Raw genomic sequence first — 13,338 nt, 5'->3', positions numbered from 1 at the left:
AATCGTTTGGACAGGAAGGGCTTTTTCGCTCGCGCGGGCTCATGCCGGCGATGCCGCCGCGGCCCCCATATAGGGGAATCCGGCCGCAAAACCAATCCTGTCTCTCGATGGCTGCCCTTCCGGATCCGGCCCGAAAAGGCGGCCCCGGGGCCGCCCTTGGTAGGCCAGTGGCCGAGCTTACTGGTTGTGGGTCTTCAGGACCTGGTCGCAGGCCTGCGAGATCTTGGCCCGGTTCTCCTTGAGGCAGGCCAGGATGGTGAAATCGCCCTGGTCGATGACCGGACGGCAGAACTTCTGCACATCGCGCGTGCAGGCCTTCTGTTCCGCGTCTGTGCCACGTCCTGCCTGGGCGAATGCCGCCGTCGAAAGGGATGCCGACAGTAGGGTGAGAGCGACGAGAAGCTTACGCATTGTATTCCTTCATTCTGACGGCAGAACCGCACCGATCCCGGACAGGGCGAACGACCGGAACGGATTGTTCTGATGGCAAGTCGCCGCGGAACGTGCGGCCTCGGAGAAGGCACAAGCACTGGCAAATGCGGCCAAATTGGCGCCACAGCCACCAAATCGGGTCTTCCCTCGCTCTTCATTGGCAGATGTAACAGATTGATACTACGTCATAATTCTGGCACACCGCGTTTTGATGCGCACCTGTTGCAGAGCTGCATCTCTCCGCCCTGCTTTTCCCGCCAGAAACACAGCGAAACAGAGAGAATCGCGCAGCCTGACCTGGCGCGACGGCGTCGTGAACCGCCATCCCCGGCTGCCAGGCTTTGAACCAGACACAGGCTCGGAACACTAAACTTTCGATGTGGCGAGACGTTCATCATAAGCGAACGTCGTTCGAAAACGGGATATTCAAAATGCAATTCTTTGGGCGATCTGGACAGGCAATCAAGGCGGCCGGCATCGGGGCTGCGCTGCTCTTCTCAGTCTCGGCAAGCCATGCTCAGTCGTCCGGACCGTTTGCAGGTTTCGACGGTGCGTGGAGCGGCACCGGCACGGTGTCGCTGTCCGATGGCAGCACCGAGCGCATCCGCTGCAAGGCCGACTACAAGGTCGCCGGCACCGGTCTCAGCCTCAAGCAGGCCCTGCACTGCGCGTCCGACAGCTACAAGTTCGACCTCACCAGCGACGTGACGAGCCAGGGCGAGCGAATCTCCGGCAACTGGAGCGAGACCAACCGCAACATCTTCGGCAATCTCCAGGGGACCGCCGGCGGCGGCCAGATCGAGGTGTTCGTCGAGGCCAACGGCTTCGCCGCCAACCTGTCGCTGCGCACCAACGGCACCAAGCAGACGGTGCAGATCAGCTCGAAGGGCGAGATCCGCGGCGTCAACATCACGATGACGAAGGGCTGACGCCCTTCCCGCATCGAGAGGAACACGCCCCCGGTTCTTACGAGCCGGGGGCTTTTTGCTGACACGGACATGGACCCAATTCGCAGACATCTGCTCAAGGCCGCCGGGCTCTTCGTAGCCAGTCGCGCCTTCGCCAATGACCAGCAGGGTACGAGCATGCAGCCTTCGTCGGTGAAACCACGTCACGTGCTCTGCTTCCTCGGCAAGGACGAGAGCCTGCTGCATCCGTCGAAGGCGGTGGCCAAGACAATCGCGGATTTCAACTTCGAGATCGACCGCACCTATTCGCAAGCCAAGCCCGATCCGCACATGGAGCGGTCGTTCGGCGTATGCTGGGACCGCGTCTTCCCGACAGCCTGGTCTGCCGCGGACGAAGCGGCCGTGGTCAACCACAAAGCGGTGCTCTATCTGCTGAGCCCGCCGCTGGAGCAGCAGAAGGCAGTCGCCTTTTCGGCAGCCGCCCTGCGCATCGTCGAGGAGATGATCGAGGCCGGTGCCACCGCCGTGAAGGGCGAAAGCGCCGGCATTGCCCACGGCCTCGAGCGGTGGCGCAGTCTCGGCGATCAGGCCCGCAAGGGCGCAAAGACCGGTCAGGGCCTTGGCATGACTCTCGCCGTCGCCAAGGCGTGTCGTCTTGCTTTCGCCAAGCGTCCGCTCTGCGGCGATCGCTATTACGAGACCGTCGGCTATCACCTCGTCGGCTTGCCGGAGATCTATGTCGCGAAATCGCGCGGCAACGAATGGTCGGCGGTGATGCTCATGAAGGAGCTTGCCAACGCCATGGCCGAGAGTGGCATCGAAGCGACACTACGCGACCGCAAGCTTATGCTCTCGCGGGAGCAGGACTACGCCGAGGACGATTTCAAGTTCAATCCGTACGGGATCGTCCGCGTCGAGGCGTGAGCAAGCGGCGGCGTATGCCGCCGCCCGCTCAGATCGCGGGCTTGTCGGGGCCCTGAAGCTTGGCGTGCAGGTTGATCAGCCACATCGCCGTCGGCCGCAGGATGAAGAGGTCGGCGACGAGCGCCATCACCATCGAGAAGGCGCTGAGCCAGCCGAACAGCCGCAGCGACGGCAGGTCGGAGAACACGGTGACGACGAGACCGCAGGCCAGCACCAGCGTGGTCAGGATCAATGCCGGGCCGATCAGCACTGTCGCGCGCTCCACCGCGAGCGCCGAACCGACGCCCGGCTTGCTCTCCAGCCTGAGGCGATTGAGGAAGTGGATCGTCGCGCTTAAGCCCAGGCCGAACGAAACGGTCAGCGCCACGACACTGGCAAATTGCAGCCCCTCGCCCATCGCCCACAGCACCGTTCCCGACATCACCACCGGGAAGATGCCCGGCAGGATACAGGCGAACATCACGACCCAGGAGCGGAAGGCAAGGCCGATGAAGATCGCGACGAGCGCGAATTCGACAGTGAGCCCGCGGTTGAGCTTCTCGATCATGCCGGCCGAGTTGCGCGCGGCAATCGCGGCAAGACCCGTTACCGCGATCTCGTAGCCGGGATGCTTCTTGCGGACGGCGTCAAGTTCGGAATCGAGCTTGTCGACGATCGGTAGCAGCTGACTGGAATCCTTGTCCGGCACGCGGCCTGCGACCACGACGGCGTCCTGCTCGGCGTCGATGAAGCGCCGGACCAGATGCTCGGGGATGACGTTGACATATTCCTTCAGCGTCGCGACGTCGGCGCTGCCGGCCTTGTCTGCGAGCCAGCGGCGCAGGGTCTCGAGCGACCAGACGTTGCCGACACCGGCCGCCTTCTCGACGGTCGCATGCACGTCCGCGATGGTCTGGAGCGTCTCCGGCGAGTAGAGCGTCTCACCCTTGGGGAACTGGACCAGCACGTTGACCGGATTGGCACCGGTGAGCTTGGCATCGAGCCGGTCGCTGGCGGCGACGGCCTGGCGCTTGTCCGGCACCTGATCCGCGAGCCGGTAGCGCGGTTCCAGATTGGCGTAGATGACGCCGAGGCCCGCGACGAACAACACTGCAATCAGGCTGAACAGGCCGGGACGGCCCACCATGCGGACCGCGATCCAGTAGCAGAAATTGCGCAGCGCCTGCACGCCGGCATCCGCGCTCTGGAACTTGGAACCAAAGACTTTCTCATTGCGCACCAGCAGCACGCCGAACACCGGCACCAGCGACAGCACCGCGACCAGCGCGATGATGGTGGCGGCGAGGCCCGCCTCGCCGAACTTGCGGATCAGGTCGGAGTCGGAGAACTGGAGCGCGATGAAGGAAATGCCGGCGGTGCCGTGCGTCAGCACGCAGGCCGGGCCCACCACCAGCACGGCGTTCTTGAACGCGGTGAACTTGTCCTGGCCCGCGATCAGCCGGTCGCGCGCAGCGAACGTCAACTGCATCGAGTCCGAGAAGCTGATCACCATGATGAGCGGCGTCATCACGTTCAGGAACATGTTGAGATTGAAATTGGCCCAGCCGAGCGCACCGAGCGCCAGCAGGATCGCAATCATCGGCGGGAACGCCGCCGCGACCATGAACGAGATCTTGCGGAAGAAGATGATGGCGATAACGCAGCCGGCGAGGATGCCGAGGATGTTGTAGGTCAGCCCGTCACGCTCGACCGCGTTGCGGATCTCGAGCTGCATCACCGGCACGCCGGAGAGCTGCACGTTGAGGCCGGTATTGCCGAGGTCTTCCTTCATCAGCGCACGGATGTCGCCGACGGTCTTGGTCAGCTTGTTGGAGGCGACCACCTCCGGATCGAGCGACAGCACGATCAGCGCCAGCGTGCCGTCGTCCGACAACAGCTTGCCGCGGATGATCTCGTTGTTCTTGACGGTCTCGACGAACTTGTCATAGGCCGCGCCCTCGGGCAGTTCGGGCGGGAACAGCGCCGCCGGCAGCCTGCCCGGCGCCGGCGCCTGCCGCGCCGAGAACAGCGAGACCAGGCCGCGCGTGCCTTCGACCAACTGCATGTCGGTGACGAAGTCGCGCAGCTTCTCGAGGTTATTCCGCGCCAGGAGGGGCTTGCCTTCGACCACGACGAGGACGTCGAATTCCTCAGCCGGGAACTTCTTTGTCACCGCTTCATACTGGCGGAATTCCGGCGTGTTGGACCGGAACAGCTGCGACAGCGAATCGTCGATCTTGATCCGGTGAATGCCGAACACGGCACCGACGATCAGGGCGAGCAAAACGATGCAGGAGACGATCGGCGCCCGGACGGCGATCAGCCCGATGCGCTCGAGCCCGAAGGCGATCGAGGACGTCGGTCCCTGCTCGACCTTGTCGACATGAACCTCATTCTCGCGGTGCTTTTCGAGCATGCCTTGTCCAGTTCCTAATCGGCTCGGGTCTGTGAGCTTATTGCGTCCCGCGAACGGCTTGAAAATGCCATACAAATGGGAGGCTTGCCCTTTGAAAATGCGCGGAAAATCGCCGCGAGGGGTTTAGCAGGTCCAAACGCCCTCTCGCAAGCGCGCGCAAGCGCACAAATTGGATCAACATGCGGCGATTTCGACCCTTGATACCGGTCATTCCGGCCGGATCGTCCCGATTCGAGCGGGAGGATCGCCGCTCTCGTCTTTCAGCGCCACGCCGGTGGCCTCCCGCGCCAGCCCCTCGCGAACAAGCCAGGCGATTTTGAAGGCGGCCTCGTCATGGCTCAACCCGGCCTTGTGGACGTTCGAGACGCAATTGCGCTCGGCATCGGTGCGGCCCGGCTTCGGTGCGAAGGTCAGATAGGCGCCGAGGCTGTCGGGCGCGGACAGGCCCGGCCGCTCGCCGATCAGCGTCACCACCATGCGCGCACCGAGAATGGCGCCGATCTCGTCGCCGAGCGCGACGCGCGCGCCTGAGGCGACAACGACATGTCCAATCGCGACGTCGTCCCCTTCCGCGAGCAGCGGCAGCAGCTGAGACACCAGCGCCACCGCATGGGCGTGGACCGCCGCCGCCGACAGGCCGTCGCCGATCACGATGGCGAGCTGGCACGGCTCCGAGGCACTTCGCGCCAAAAGCTCCGCTGAACCGGCGTCAAGCTGTCGTCCCAGATCCGGCCGCCGCAAATAATCCCTGCGGTCGACCGCCTGGCTCCGCGCCTCGGTGACGATAAGGCCAAGCGCGCGGAGATCTGCGACCAGACGCGGCGCGTCGAACACTGCATGCACGGCATCGCGGGCGCGGGCATGGTCCAGCGTGAAATCCAGCAAGGCCCTCGTCGGCACGCTCGCACCGCTACGCCCGAGCGCGACGCGCGCGGGCGTCAGCGACCGCAGATCGAGGGTCGGGCGGCGCGGGACGGCCGGATCAGACATGTCGCGTCATTCGGCGGGAACGGAGGCCTCGCGCAGGCGGATCGAATAGTTCGAGGCGTTTTGCCTGCCGCTGGACGCCGCGCGCGCAAACGTAATCAGATGGTGCGCGATCAAGGTGCAGCCGATCAGCCCTTCGAGGTCGCCGCGCTTGATGCGCCCGAGCGCAAACTTCCAGAACACCCGCCTGTAGTCGCCGAGCACGCCCACCTTCCAGAAGATGTTGCGCAGCATGACGAGACCGCGCCGGATGTTGGGCCAGGTCTTCATCTCGTCCGGCGTCGGCATCTTCAGGCGGTGCACATAGACGTTGTCGCATTGATACTGGAAGCGCGCGTAGACCTTCTCGGGCTCGTAGGCGACGCCCATGGCGTGCTTCCAGGATGCGACGACCTCGTCATAGGGCAACAGGAAGTCGACGTTGGAATCGCGGCCGTCATCCTCGATCAGGCGTCCCTCGCGCTCCAGACGGTCCCACAGCGGCGTCTTCGGCAGCGCCTGGAGCAGGTTGATGGTGAGCAGCGGAATCCGGGACTCCTCGACGAAGGCCAGCAGCGCCTCCGAGGTGTTCGGCTTGTCGGTGTCGAGCCCCATGATGATGCCGGACACGACCTCCATGCCGTAGGAGTTGATCGTTTGCACGCCCTCGAGGATCGGGACCATCATGTTGTGGTCCTTGTGCATCGCCTTCAGCGCTTCGGGATCGGGCGTCTCGATGCCGCAGAAGATGGTGATGAAATAGGCCTCGCGCATCTTCTCGAGGATCTCGGGCCGCTTGGCGATATTGAGCGTCGCCTCGCAGGCGAGCCGCACCACATAGCCGGTACGCTTCTGCCATTCGATCAGATGCGGCAGCAGGTCCATCGCCGCCTTGCGGTTGCCGATGAAATTGTCGTCGACGAAATAGACCGTGTCGGTCATGCCGCATTCGCGCAGGCGGTCGAGCTCGGCGATGATCTGCTCCGGCGACTTGATGCGCGGATTGCGGCCGTAGAGGCCCGGGATGTCGCAGAACTCGCACTGGTAGGGGCAGCCGCTGGAATACTGGATGCTGCCGAGGAAGTATTTTTTCACGTCGGCGAGTTCGTAGGCCGGGATCGGAAACTCCGTCATCGGCACGCGGTCCTTGGTGGTGAGCACCACCTGCTCCCCGGGACGCGACGTGTCGCGCGCCAAAATCTCGATCAGCCGATTGGTGGCGTCGCCGAGTTCGCCGACATGGAGATAGTCGAAGGACGGATAATAGTCCGGGCAGGCGCTGACGGAGGGACCGCCGAGCGCGACCGGGAGATCGAGTTCATGGGCGCGGCGGCAGATGTCGTTCATCTGCTGGCGCTGGATGTGCATGCCACTAACGAAGACCGCCTCCGCCCAGGCGAACTCTTCGTTGGTCGCGCGACGGAGGTTCTCGTCGACGAATTTGACCTCCCACTCCTCGGGCAGATAGGCCGCGAGCAGCAAAAGCCCCTGCGGGGGCATGAAGGCGCAGACGCCGTCGGTCAATGGATAGGAATGCTCGAACGTCCCGAACGACGAGGTGTACCGGGGAAACACGCACAGAATCCGCCGGGCCGTACCGTTACTTTCAGCTCGCATCAAAGCTCCCCCGCCACGGTCGACATAGCTGCGGAAATTGCCAGCCAGACACATAGCGTAATGCTGTCGCCGGAATTTCTCAATATTGTGGCAGGACCATAATTCCGAGAGGGACCAATGGTTTCCTCAAGCCGCCGGGCGCTCCCGCCGCGTCACGCGATCAGCCGTGAGGCAAAATCGGGCAGCAGGCCTGCGTCGCCGGCAAGACGGAAATCGGCGCCCGCGATCCCCGACTGCACCAGCCAGTCGTCGAATTCCGGCGCGCGGCGCAGCCCGAAGACGTCGCGGACATAGAGCGCGTCGTGAAAAGACGTCGACTGGTAGTTCAGCATGACGTCGTCGGCCCCGGGGACACCCATAATGAAGGTGACACCGGCGGCCGCCAGCAGCGTCAGCAGATTGTCCATGTCGTCCTGGTCCGCCTCGGCATGGTTGGTGTAGCAGATGTCGATCCCGAGCGGCAGGCCGAGCAGCTTGCCGCAAAAATGATCCTCCAGCCCGGCGCGGATGATTTCCTTGCCGTCGTAGAGATATTCCGGGCCGATGAAGCCGACCACGCTGTTGACCAGCAATGGCGCAAAGGCGCGGGCGACCGCATAGGCCCGCGCCTCGCAGGTCTGCTGGTCGACGCCGTGATGGGCGCCCGCCGACAGCGCCGAGCCCTGGCCGGTCTCGAAATACATCACGTTCTCGCCGACCGTGCCACGCTTCTGCGAGAGGCCGGCCTGCTGCGCCTCCTTCAGAAGCGCCAGATCGACGCCAAAGCTGCGGTTGGCGGCCTCGGTGCCGGCGACCGACTGGAAGACGAGGTCGACCGGCACGCCCTGCCCGATCAGCGACAGCGTCGTCGTGACATGGGTCAGCACGCAAGCTTGCGTCGGGATCTTCAGCCGCGCGATGATCTCGTCGAGCAGCCGCAGCAATTGCGCGATGACAGCGGGATCGTCGCTGGCCGGATTGATGCCGATGCAGGCATCGCCGGCCCCTAGCAGGATGCCGTCGAGGATCGAGGCGGTGATGCCCCTGGCGTCGTCGAAGGGATGGTTGGGCTGGAGCCGCGTGCTCATCCGCCCCTTCAGGCCAATGGTGTTGCGAAAGGCGGTGGTGACCTCGCATTTCCGCGCCGCCAGGATCAGGTCCTGGTTGCGCATCAGCTTTGAGACCGCGGCCGCCATTTCCGGGGTGATGCCGCCTGCCAGCCTGCGCAAAACCTCGGATGTCGCCGCGTCCGACAGCAGCCAGTCGCGAAAGGCGCCGACCGTCAGCGAAGCCACCGGCGCGAATGCCCTGGCATCGTGGCTGTCGATGACGAGGCGGGTGACCTCGTCGGCTTCGTACGGGATGACAGCTTCCTGCAAGAACTGCCCGAGCGGGACGTCGGCGAGCGCCATCCGGGCCGCGATCATCTGCTCGGCGCTTGCCGCGGCAATCCCGGCCAGCCGGTCGCCGGAGCGCGGCGGCGTCGCCTTGGCGAGCAGGTCGCGCAGGTCCGGGAATGTGTAGGTCGTGGCGTCGATGGTGTGGCGGTAGACCAAAGGCCCCTCCGGGGTTCATCGGCCAGTGGCCGACATCAGCGCGATCCCAAACTATACCCAGGTCAAGACACTGAAATATCTTACCTTTCTTTCGACTAAGAACGAAGGGGCCGGGCCACGGCGTTAAGACGGCGTCCATCTTCATTCTGCATAGTTTTGCATCAATTTTATACGACCGCGCTCTCCGGCCACTCCCGGCCATTGGGGCCTCTGAAAAGCATGACAACCGACCGATCTGGGAATGCCACGGGGGTGGCAGGCCGTTTCACGCTTGCGACCAAGCTCTACGCGATCTTCGCGCTGTTCGCGCTGCTCACGGCGGCGATCGCGATGCTGTCCGACTACAACAGCCGCCGCAGCGCCGAGTTGACGAGCGCGATCGAGACGGCGAACGCCGCAGCGCTCAATGTCGAGCGGGTCAACTCGCTGGTCTACGCGGTCGTGATGGAATCGCGCGGCGTCTACATGTCGACCGAACCGGCCGTCGTGAAGAAATACGGCGAAGGCCTGCTCAAGTTCAACGCGCAGATCCTCGATGTCGTGAAGCGCTGGGAGACCATCGTCAAAGCCGACGATGCCGAACAGTTCGCCACTTTCAAGAAGCGCATCGAGCAGTTCGTCGAATTCCGCAAGGAGCTGGTGCGCCGCGGCATCGAGATTAATGCAGCCGCGGGCCGCGAATGGGGCGACAACGACGCCAATCGCGCCGTGCGCTCGGCGCTGAACAAGGATCTCGAGGCGCTGTCCAAGGTCTATGCCGAGCGCGCCAGGCAGATCGCGCTCGAGACCGAGACCAATCGCACCCTCTCCTTCGTGCTGACTTGCCTCGGCGGCGTGGCGCTGGCCCTCGTCGTGATCGGCATCGTCATCATCGCCCGCTCGATCGCCCGCCCCCTCTCCGCCATCACCGCGACCATCGAGCAGGTCGCGGACGGCGCCGAGAATGTCGTGGTGCCGCACTCTGACCGCGCCGACGAGATCGGCGCGCTGGCACGCGCCATCCAGATCTTCCAGGACGCGATGGGCCGCAACCGCAATCTCGCCTCGCAGGTCTCGCAGGACTCCGCCGCGCGCGAGCAGCGCGCCCGCCACATCGAGCAATCCGTCGACGCGTTTCGCGAGGCGATCGGCGCGATCATGCGCGGCCTCAGCGACAACGCCTCCGTCATGCGCGAGACGGCACAGACCATCACCCGCGTCACGGCGGATGCCAGCAGCCGCGCCGGCACCGCGGCGAACGCCACCGAGCAGGCCTCGCACAACGTCACGGCGGTGGCAGGCGCAGCCGAGGAGCTGTCCGCGTCGGTGGTGGAGATCGGCCGCCAGGTCCGGCAATCCGCAGGCGCAGTCGAGCAGACCGGCCAACGCACCGAGAAGTCGATCTCCGAGATCGAAAGCCTCGCAGCCGCCACCCAGCGCATCGACGGCGTGCTCAATCTCATCCAGGCGATCGCCGAGCAGACCAATCTGCTCGCGCTCAACGCCACCATCGAAGCCGCGCGCGCCGGTGACGCCGGCCGCGGCTTTGCCGTCGTCGCGCACGAAGTGAAGGCGCTGGCGGGTCAGACCGCCAAGGCGACCGCCGAGATCGGCGAGAACGTCTCGATGATCCAGGCGTCCACCCGCAACGCGGTCGATGCCGTGCGCGAGATCGGCGGCGCCGTGCGCGAGATCAACGACGTCACCTCGGCGATTGCCGGCGCCATCGGCCAGCAGGATGCCGCCACGCTCGAGATCTCGTCCAACGCCCAATCGGCCGCGCAGGGCAACGAGACCCTGGTCGCCAACATCACCTCGCTGCGCGACGCCATCGGCGAGACCGACACGGCGGCAGCCTCCGTGCTGACGGCGGCGAGCAGCCTGACGGAGACGGCGGACAAGCTGTCGCGCGAGGTGGAAAAGTTCTTCCAGAACCTGCGTTCGGGAGCGGCGGACAGCCGTATCGCCAAAGCGGGATGATGAAGGTGAAATGATCGGGCGCACCCCGGCGCCATGAGGCCGGCGGCAGGCCTGCCAGAACCAAAAACTGAAAAACAACCCCATGCACAGTAACCGGGGCCAGCGATATCAATGGCTTGGCTTCACGCTCGGGCGATTGCTGATTTTACGAAATCGCTTTGACTCGTCGGGCAAAACACTGGCATGATGTCATCGTGGCGGCGTCAGGCGTCATGGAAGCCGGACGTCTGGGTTACCTGCGCGGCTTCAATTGCGCACGCTAAAGTCGATCGTCAATTTGGATGGCCCGGAGCCGGCGAAACCCAACATGCGGAAGGCCCAAATTGTCGTTCTGATCATCCTGTTCTCGTGTTTTGCCTACATCGGGATCACAGGAGAGGGACGAGCCAGGATCATCGCTGTTGTGACCGCAATCGTATTTGCGGCAGTGGCTTACGGCTCCTTCTTGCAGGAGCAAATGTACCGAAAGGCTCTCAGGCCCGGAGCGTCAATTTTCTCCCTGGAGACGATGTTTCGCGCGACGCTCACGCGAGAGTTTCTCTATTCCATTGTGTTGTTTCTAGGATTGCTTGCATTCGTTGGCTTCATCATCGCCATGGATGAGCTGGGTCAGCTTCAGTAGACTTGTGTTTGCGGAAGGAGGCGCCAGAAGCGGCTCCCGACGGTAAAGCAGGCCGAGCGCTTCTTCCACGCACTCCTCGAGACTGCGCCGTGCTGTGTCGACCGTAAAATGATCGCGCTCCCACGGAGCGTAGGCTCGGCCGACGACCGCATTCCAGCCGGGCAACGACAGCCCGGCAATGTCGGTCGATCTCGTCTCAATCCTGCGTCGGTGCTCGTCGGCATCGCTGCACGCCACCTCGATCCAGACGATCTCGGCGCCAGCCTTTCGCGCGGCGATTTGCCAGCCTTCCCGCGCCTCCTCGCAATCATTGACGCAGTCGGCAATCACGTCCAGGCCGAGGGCGAGGTTGTCTGTCGCGACGGCCTGAGCGGCGCGATAGGTCCAGTCCAGCAGATCAGCCGGTGCAGTACCGGATGCCCAGATCGCTTGATCCATCGAATCGATCCGCAGCCAGACGGCTCCGGTACGCCGCGCCAGAACCGAGCTATGGCGGAATCTGGGTGATGACGGTGTGAGGAAGGCGGCGTATCGAGGCGGGTGACGAGCCTGCCAGAACCTCTCGAGGAGAGCGATACGCCATGACCGAGACTACCAATGTTCTTGCTTTCCGTCAGCCGTCCGCGGTTGATGATCCACTGACCGATATCGTTCGTGCCGGCGCGCGGGACCTGCTTGCCAGGGCGATCGAGATCGAGGTTGGCGCGTTTCTGGCCAGCACGGCCAATCTGACGCTGCCCGACGGTCGAGCGCGCCTGGTCCGACATGGGCACGGTCCGGTGCGCGAGATTGCGACCGGCATCGGTCCGGTGGAGGTCGCTCGTCCCAAGGTCCGCGACCGCGGAGCGAGCGGGCCAGGCGACCGCCTCCGCTTCAGTTCGGCAATCCTGCCGCTATGGGCGCGGCGGACGAAGAGCCTGGATGCCTTGATCCCGGTCCTCTATTTGCGCGGCATCTCGACCGGCGACTTCCAGGAGGCGCTCTCGGCGCTGCTCGGCAAGGATGCGCCGAACCTGTCGCCTTCGGTGATCGCCGGCCTGAAGGCCGATTGGCAGGTCGAGTACGAACGCTGGCAGAGACGCGATCTGTCGGCGCGTCGCTATGTCTACATCTGGGCCGATGGCGTGTACCTGCAGGCCCGCATGGAAGATCACAGCGAATGCATGCTGGTGCTGATTGGCACCACGCCGGAAGGCAAGAAGGAGCTGATCGGCTTCCAGGTCGGCGTGCGCGAGAGCGCGCAGAGCTGGCGCGAACTCCTGATCGACCTGCGGCAACGCGGGTTACGGATTGCCCCGCAACTCGCCATCGGCGACGGCGCCCTCGGCTTCTGGAAGGCACTGGACGAGGCCTTTCCCGGCACGCGGCACCAACGATGCTGGTGCCATAAAGTGAGCAACGTACTCGACAAGGTCGCCAAATCCGTGCAGGGCCCCATGAAGAACGACCTGCGGAACATCTATCTGGCCCCACACCGGGCCGAAGCTGAAACCGCGATCGACGTCTTCGTCGAGAAATACCACGTCAAATACGGACGTGCGGTGGAGTGCCTGATCAAGGATCGCCATGCGCTGCTCGCCTTCTTCGACTTCCCTGCTGAGCACTGGATCCACCTACGCAGCTCGAACCCGATCGAGAGCGTCTTCGCCACGGTGCGCCACCGAACGGTGCGGACCAAGGGATCGCTGTCGCAACAAACTGCGAAGCTGATGGTGTTCAAGCTCATCGACGCCGCATCGAAGACCTGGCGGCGATTGAAGAGCACGAACCAGTTGCCGAAAGTCATCGCCGGTGTAAAGTTCATCGACGGAATCGAAGTCATTCCGAACACTGAAAGCCACGCCGCCTGATCAGGCCGCGTCACCCAAAATCAGCCATAGCTCGCCAGAACCCGGGCAATGCTCGACTTGCCGACCCCCGGCAAACCAGCAAGCGTGATGAGTCTCGCCATTGCACACCCGAATTGCGTTGGACCGGCCC

The 13,338-nt window shown here is 64.0% G+C and carries 10 protein-coding genes; 4 read left to right on the top strand and 6 right to left on the bottom strand.

Annotated elements, in window-relative coordinates; genetic code table 11:
• Positions 1 to 177: 177 nt before the first annotated feature.
• Positions 178 to 411 (bottom strand): hypothetical protein, encoded by a 234-nt coding sequence (locus J4G43_RS17055; RefSeq protein WP_028143219.1) that lies wholly within the window; start codon positions 409 to 411, stop codon positions 178 to 180.
• A 452-nt stretch (positions 412 to 863) separates the two neighbouring features.
• Between J4G43_RS17055 and J4G43_RS17050 the strand changes: the two genes are divergently transcribed.
• Positions 864 to 1,361, top strand: a complete 498-nt coding sequence (locus tag J4G43_RS17050; RefSeq protein WP_028146949.1) for a hypothetical protein — start codon at positions 864 to 866, stop codon at positions 1,359 to 1,361.
• 69 nt (positions 1,362 to 1,430) lie between these two features.
• Positions 1,431 to 2,264: a hypothetical protein gene (locus J4G43_RS17045; protein ID WP_208085712.1), complete on the top strand. Its 834-nt coding sequence runs from the start codon at positions 1,431 to 1,433 to the stop codon at positions 2,262 to 2,264.
• A gap of 28 nt (positions 2,265 to 2,292) precedes the next feature.
• On the opposite strand, the gene J4G43_RS17040 is transcribed toward J4G43_RS17045, so the two are convergent.
• From J4G43_RS17040 to J4G43_RS17025, 4 genes are all read right to left on the bottom strand, one after another.
• Complete coding sequence (locus J4G43_RS17040; protein WP_208085711.1) at positions 2,293 to 4,659, bottom strand: efflux RND transporter permease subunit; 2,367 nt, start codon at positions 4,657 to 4,659, stop codon at positions 2,293 to 2,295.
• A gap of 207 nt (positions 4,660 to 4,866) precedes the next feature.
• Positions 4,867 to 5,649, bottom strand: coding sequence for an ethanolamine ammonia-lyase subunit EutC (gene eutC / locus J4G43_RS17035; RefSeq protein WP_208085710.1), 783 nt, complete (start codon positions 5,647 to 5,649; stop codon positions 4,867 to 4,869).
• Positions 5,650 to 5,655: 6 nt separating this feature from the next.
• Positions 5,656 to 7,242, bottom strand: a complete 1,587-nt coding sequence (locus J4G43_RS17030; protein WP_208085709.1) for a B12-binding domain-containing radical SAM protein — start codon at positions 7,240 to 7,242, stop codon at positions 5,656 to 5,658.
• A gap of 152 nt (positions 7,243 to 7,394) precedes the next feature.
• The gene (locus J4G43_RS17025) at positions 7,395 to 8,777 is read right to left on the bottom strand and encodes an ethanolamine ammonia-lyase subunit EutB (protein ID WP_208085708.1); all 1,383 of its coding nucleotides are present in this window, start codon (positions 8,775 to 8,777) and stop codon (positions 7,395 to 7,397) included.
• 219 nt (positions 8,778 to 8,996) lie between these two features.
• Between J4G43_RS17025 and J4G43_RS17020 the strand changes: the two genes are divergently transcribed.
• On the top strand, positions 8,997 to 10,736 hold the full coding sequence (locus J4G43_RS17020) for a methyl-accepting chemotaxis protein (protein ID WP_208085707.1): 1,740 nt from the start codon (positions 8,997 to 8,999) through the stop codon (positions 10,734 to 10,736).
• A gap of 559 nt (positions 10,737 to 11,295) precedes the next feature.
• Here the strand turns inward: J4G43_RS17020 and J4G43_RS17015 are convergent.
• Positions 11,296 to 11,796: a P-loop nucleotide/nucleoside kinase family protein gene (locus J4G43_RS17015; protein ID WP_208085706.1), complete on the bottom strand. Its 501-nt coding sequence runs from the start codon at positions 11,794 to 11,796 to the stop codon at positions 11,296 to 11,298.
• A 143-nt stretch (positions 11,797 to 11,939) separates the two neighbouring features.
• On the opposite strand from J4G43_RS17015, the gene J4G43_RS17010 reads away from it, so the two are divergent.
• Positions 11,940 to 13,208 carry an IS256 family transposase gene (locus tag J4G43_RS17010; protein WP_038952271.1) on the top strand — a complete coding sequence of 423 codons (1,269 nt, stop codon included), beginning with the start codon at positions 11,940 to 11,942 and terminating at the stop codon, positions 13,206 to 13,208.
• Positions 13,209 to 13,338 lie beyond the last annotated feature (130 nt).

This window comes from Bradyrhizobium barranii subsp. barranii (assembly GCF_017565645.3).
Classification (GTDB): domain Bacteria; phylum Pseudomonadota; class Alphaproteobacteria; order Rhizobiales; family Xanthobacteraceae; genus Bradyrhizobium; species Bradyrhizobium barranii.
This window is presented reverse-complemented; position numbering and strand designations above follow the sequence as displayed.

What these genes read in the sequence shown, in the direction of transcription:
- J4G43_RS17050 (WP_028146949.1), top strand. Translation starts at nt 864, where the DNA reads ATGCAATTCTTTGGGCGATCTGGACAGGCAATCAAGGCGGCCGGCATC.
- J4G43_RS17045 (WP_208085712.1), top strand. Translation starts at nt 1,431, where the DNA reads ATGGACCCAATTCGCAGACATCTGCTCAAGGCCGCCGGGCTCTTCGTA.
- J4G43_RS17055 (WP_028143219.1), bottom strand. Translation starts at nt 411, where the DNA reads ATGCGTAAGCTTCTCGTCGCTCTCACCCTACTGTCGGCATCCCTTTCG.
- J4G43_RS17040 (WP_208085711.1), bottom strand. Translation starts at nt 4,659, where the DNA reads ATGCTCGAAAAGCACCGCGAGAATGAGGTTCATGTCGACAAGGTCGAG.
- J4G43_RS17010 (WP_038952271.1), top strand. Translation starts at nt 11,940, where the DNA reads ATGACCGAGACTACCAATGTTCTTGCTTTCCGTCAGCCGTCCGCGGTT.
- J4G43_RS17030 (WP_208085709.1), bottom strand. Translation starts at nt 7,242, where the DNA reads ATGCGAGCTGAAAGTAACGGTACGGCCCGGCGGATTCTGTGCGTGTTT.
- J4G43_RS17020 (WP_208085707.1), top strand. Translation starts at nt 8,997, where the DNA reads ATGACAACCGACCGATCTGGGAATGCCACGGGGGTGGCAGGCCGTTTC.
- J4G43_RS17015 (WP_208085706.1), bottom strand. Translation starts at nt 11,796, where the DNA reads ATGGATCAAGCGATCTGGGCATCCGGTACTGCACCGGCTGATCTGCTG.
- eutC (WP_208085710.1), bottom strand. Translation starts at nt 5,649, where the DNA reads ATGTCTGATCCGGCCGTCCCGCGCCGCCCGACCCTCGATCTGCGGTCG.